General features: G+C 68.6%; 7 protein-coding genes. 5 read left to right on the top strand and 2 right to left on the bottom strand.

Annotated elements, in window-relative coordinates:
* Positions 1-39: 39 nt before the first annotated feature.
* On the bottom strand, positions 40-213 hold the full coding sequence (locus tag ACFXAZ_RS38965) for a hypothetical protein (protein WP_384601675.1): 174 nt from the start codon (positions 211-213) through the stop codon (positions 40-42).
* Between the two features lie 477 nt (positions 214-690).
* Entirely contained in the window at positions 691-1,938 is a 1,248-nt protein-coding gene (locus tag ACFXAZ_RS38960) for a helix-turn-helix domain-containing protein (RefSeq protein ID WP_384601672.1), read from the bottom strand.
* 327 nt (positions 1,939-2,265) lie between these two features.
* Here ACFXAZ_RS38960 and ACFXAZ_RS38955 point away from each other — a divergent pair, with 327 nt between their 5' ends.
* The 5 genes from ACFXAZ_RS38955 to ACFXAZ_RS38935 all read left to right on the top strand — a co-directional run bounded on the left by ACFXAZ_RS38955 (position 2,266) and on the right by ACFXAZ_RS38935 (position 3,923).
* Complete coding sequence (locus ACFXAZ_RS38955) at positions 2,266-2,628, top strand: hypothetical protein (protein WP_384601669.1); 363 nt, start codon at positions 2,266-2,268, stop codon at positions 2,626-2,628.
* Positions 2,625-2,963 (top strand): hypothetical protein, encoded by a 339-nt coding sequence (locus tag ACFXAZ_RS38950; RefSeq protein WP_384601666.1) that lies wholly within the window; start codon positions 2,625-2,627, stop codon positions 2,961-2,963. The genes ACFXAZ_RS38955 and ACFXAZ_RS38950 overlap by 4 nt, the downstream gene beginning before the upstream one ends.
* Positions 2,960-3,133 (top strand): hypothetical protein, encoded by a 174-nt coding sequence (locus tag ACFXAZ_RS38945; RefSeq protein ID WP_384601663.1) that lies wholly within the window; start codon positions 2,960-2,962, stop codon positions 3,131-3,133. Before ACFXAZ_RS38950 ends, ACFXAZ_RS38945 begins: the two co-directional genes overlap by 4 nt.
* Positions 3,130-3,321, top strand: a complete 192-nt coding sequence (locus tag ACFXAZ_RS38940; protein ID WP_384601661.1) for a hypothetical protein — start codon at positions 3,130-3,132, stop codon at positions 3,319-3,321. The genes ACFXAZ_RS38945 and ACFXAZ_RS38940 overlap by 4 nt, the downstream gene beginning before the upstream one ends.
* A gap of 233 nt (positions 3,322-3,554) precedes the next feature.
* Complete coding sequence (locus tag ACFXAZ_RS38935; RefSeq protein ID WP_384601658.1) at positions 3,555-3,923, top strand: hypothetical protein; 369 nt, start codon at positions 3,555-3,557, stop codon at positions 3,921-3,923.
* The last annotated feature ends 182 nt before the right edge of the window (positions 3,924-4,105 follow it).

Below are 4,105 nucleotides of genomic sequence, written 5' to 3'. Positions count from 1 at the left end.
CGCGGTTGCACTCCGGCTCCGCCGGAGGGGGGCGATTCGTCACGCTCTGGGGGCGGTGCGGGCGAGGGCCCGCTCCATCCTGTCGGTCTGGGCCATCAGCCGCTCCGCGTCATCCGGTTGCTCGGCCGCCATCTGCCCGGCGGCATAGGCCAGGTGACGCACCGCGGACTGAAGCTGATGGCGGTGATCGGCAACCTGCTCCTGCTCGGTCATACCGAGCAGGATGCCCGCCGGAGGCGGCACCCACACCGGCTGAGTAGCCTGCGGGCGAGGGTCATCGCCTGTTCCTCCACTGAACCGCCCTGCCCGCTGGGTGGACTTCGGTAAAGTGAGCAAGATCCCGGCTTCCCGCTGGCGAAAGTCCAGGTGGGCGCCTGTAGTCCCCGCGCGAGCGGGGGTGGTCCCCCGGACCCGGTACGGCGACGGAGCCTCGGCCAGGTAGTCCCCGCGCGAGCGGGGGTGGTCCCGGTATGATTCATGTCCGCGTGACTCGCATGCCGTAGTCCCCGCGCGAGCGGGGGTCCCGCCTTTGAAAGCCACAAGCTGAACCACCGCGCCCCCTGCCACGGTCACCACGACCGTGCAGGGGGCGTTTCGGCATGTCCGGGGGTGTAGCAAACGCGGTAAGAAAATGACCGGGATTCCTACACCTGGGCGCTGACCTGCGGAATCGGGGCGTGGACAGCTGGGTCACACACCAGGAGCGGCGTGGTCCAGCAGTTCCCGCACGCTCGGAACGGCCCGGTGATCCTGTAGACGCCGAAGGACGCCGCTCACCCACACATCCGTGCGAGGAGAATCCGTCCCCTTCACCAGATCCACGGCCGACCTGGCAGCCGCAGCTGCCTGGTCGATCTCGCCAGCGTCCAGGTACGAGCCGGACAGCCAGCACTGGAACAGGGCCACCTCCCGCGCGTGGCTCTCGTCGTACGGAACATCGATGTCCTCCAGGACCGGCACCGCCCGGCCGTGCTCCCGGAGTTCAGCCCAGCACCGGCCTTCCATGATCTTGGACTCGTCCCGGTTGATCCAGTACACCCAGTCAGGTTCCTCGTCCGTGCGGGCGTCACGCTGATCGTGCAGGTCCTCGGACAACCCGACGGCTCTCTCCGCTCCCTTCGGATTGCCCGTACGTGCGCAGGCCCAGGCCAAGCGGTCCGCCAGTACCACCCGGACGGCAGGCAGTACATCGACGGGAGCCAGCGCCAGCGACGCCCGTGCCATCTGCACAGCTTCACCGGGGTCATCCCCTGACGCTGTGAGGTAGGACAGCTCCGACAGTGCGGAGGCCGCCAGTATCCGGTTCCCGGCCTGGTTCGCTGCGGCGGATGCCCGCTGGGCGAGCTTCTTGGCTTCCGGCAGCTTCCCGGAATCGAATGCCGTCCACGACGTGAATTGGTGTGTCTCTGCCAAGACGTCGAGGATCTGCCGCCCGATGTCGGGGGTGTAGACGCTCCGGTCGAGTACTCGTTCGGTCCGCTGTGCGGTTTGCACGGCCAAGGGGTACGTAGCGGCGCCACCCGTGAAGTCGTCTAGCCGTCGCAGGTCGACAAGGCCCTGCTGGAGATTGGCAACGTCAGCTTTCCCGACTCTGCGCCCGTCCCAATGGGAACTGCCGAGTGGGACGGCAGCTCCGATGCTGGCCCCCATGAACTCTCTGCGATCCACCGATTCAGCCTCCGTCTGTTGTGATCCTTCGGCCGGTCCCCGGCCTAATACCCCTAGGTCCAGGTTCAGGACCGTCACCAGGTAGGGGAGCCAATCGCGCGGAGACCGGCGGTCTGTCTCCCATCGGTAGATGTCGTTGGCGCTACACCCGCCGTGGGTGTATCCGCGCAAGGCGTTCAGCTGGTCGGCGAGCTGTCTTTGTGTCCAGCCCCGCTTCTTTCTCTCACTTCGGATTGTCTGCCCTATGACAGATGTCTGCCCGCCATGCATGACACAACTCCTCTGTCAATCTGCCCGCTTGGTAGAAGCGTGGCAGATCTCGGGGCAGATCCGCATGCGTATGGGCTCGTCGTTGACTGAGGGTGTGAGGCGCCAGAAGCCCCCGCGACCGATGTTGCGGCCCGGGGGTGTGGCCGACACTTTCGAGGAGCGTCGACATGACGAACGCTACATCTGGACTGCCCGTGAGGGCGAGCCGATGATCAGAACAATTCAGGGCATCCCGCGCGGTGGCCGCGTCGCGACGGAGGTGCTGCCGTGATCCGCTCAGCCAGCACGCCCGAGCGGCGTATTTGCGGTGCGCCGGGGAGGATGCCGGTGGACCTGATCGCGCTCATGCTGATCCACATCCCGGACAGCAGCGATCCCCGGGTATCGGTCCACTCGTCCCTGCGCTGCATCCTGGAGGAGCACCCGGACGGCCCCCACCGTGATCTGACGTGGGAACTCGACACCCCGACCCGCGGTGAGGTGTGGGCGGAGTGGAAGGACGGACGCCCCGCCGAGAAGGTCCTCGTCCTACCGGACTGCAACACCGACGACGCCGACCAGGTGTGCGTCTCGTTCGCGGGGCATCCGGGCTGCCACACCTTCGAGTACACCGACCCCGAGGACCCCGCCCACCTGTACCCGGCCGCAGGGATGCACGCCGGGCGCGAGGCCGGAGGGCAGCCCCGGTGACCAGAACCGCGCACGACATCACGGGCGAGGCCGCCGAGGTGCTCGCGCTCCCCCCGCTGGCCTCGCTGACTGCCGACCAGGCGCGCGGCGCGGTCTGTGTCTGGGACGCCACCGAGCAGCCGCTGACCGGCCAGGCCGCCGTCGACCTCGGCGAGCGCCAGGACGACGGAGTCCACTGGTTCCCCCGCGCCTGCCCACAGCACACGGGAGAGCAGGCGTACCGCGCCCTCCACGACCACGCACCCGCGTGCAGGCCGTGCATCCGGGACGCAGGCAGCTGCCCGGTCGGTATCGCCCTGCGGCGCCTCATGAAGGACGGACGACGCACCACGTGAGCTTCCCCCTGCCCCCACCCCAGGCGCCCCTCGGCTGCGCGCAGTGCGCGAACTGGGCCCGTACTCGCCAGCAGGCCCAGGCCGCCGGCGACCTGTCCCGCGTCATCGACATGAACGTCCTGATCCGCCGACACCACCCGCCGACTGACAGCCCCCGGAGAACGCTGTGACCGGCACCGGCTGGGAGTGGCACGACAGCGGCAGCGGCCCCGGCCCCATCACCGCCAGGCAGACCGCGCACCGCGCCTACTTCGACCACGTCAGAACCTGCCCGGTCTGCGCTGCGGACAGCGAGACCTGCAACACGGCGCAGACCCTGTGGGAGGCGTACACGGCCCAGACGGAGGGCCGTCCCTGAACGCCGTCCGCCCCTCAGGTCGGCGGGGGGCGGGCGGTATCCAGCACAACCCTTGCACCGGAGACGACGACTACACGAGAGGGAAGATCATGGGAGCAGAAGCGAGTCTCACCGAGCCGTGCCCGGACCCCAACTGCCACGGAATGGTGACCATTACGAACAGGTACGACGACAACGGGAACCTCATCTCAACGGAGCGCAGTGCGTGCAGCGCCGGCCACTAGGCTGACGGGATGGACGACACGGTGTTCAGCGTCGAGCGGATCCAGCAGGCTCTGGCTGCCCTGGGCGTCGACTCCGAGCAGGGTGCCCCCGACAGCGTGGCGCGCGCGACGGGCCGACTGCTGGCGCTGGCAGAGTTCGTCGCCATGGTCGACGTCCGTGACCGGCTCATGCAAGAGGATCTTGCCCAGGGCTTCCGCGACATGGCGGGGCTGCTGGCCAGTCAGACGGGCCACACAGATTCCGCCCTGCGCATGGCGTTCGCGGAGAGCGGGGCACGCAGGATGGTGCTCGGCCTGGACGGAGCGGCGGCGGAGGGACTGCGCACGCTGCTGAACTCGCTCATCACCGAACTGCACTCCGCACGCGAACAGCTCTGATTTGCCCGACGGATTGGAGTGAACAGCCTGTCGGGCGCCCGTCTGCATCGCTCGAAGCGGACGGGAAGAAAACGCGGTCGCGGCCGGTGCCCCCCGTCCCGGCCGGGGCCGCGTTGATGCGGCGGCTGCGTGATGTGCCTCCGTTGCCGCCGCGAGCGCCAGCCCCTGGGGCTGAGCGCGAT

The sequence above is a fragment of the Streptomyces sp. NPDC059477 genome, from assembly GCF_042749375.1.
Lineage (GTDB): Bacteria > Actinomycetota > Actinomycetes > Streptomycetales > Streptomycetaceae > Streptomyces.
Note: the sequence above shows the minus strand (reverse complement) of the source record. Positions and strands in the feature narration are given on the sequence as shown.

Excerpts from the sequence above, each read along its gene's own strand:
- ACFXAZ_RS38960 (WP_384601672.1), bottom strand. The coding sequence starts at position 1,938 with ATGCATGGCGGGCAGACATCTGTCATAGGGCAGACAATCCGAAGTGAG.
- ACFXAZ_RS38965 (WP_384601675.1), bottom strand. The coding sequence starts at position 213 with ATGACCGAGCAGGAGCAGGTTGCCGATCACCGCCATCAGCTTCAGTCC.
- ACFXAZ_RS38935 (WP_384601658.1), top strand. The coding sequence starts at position 3,555 with ATGGACGACACGGTGTTCAGCGTCGAGCGGATCCAGCAGGCTCTGGCT.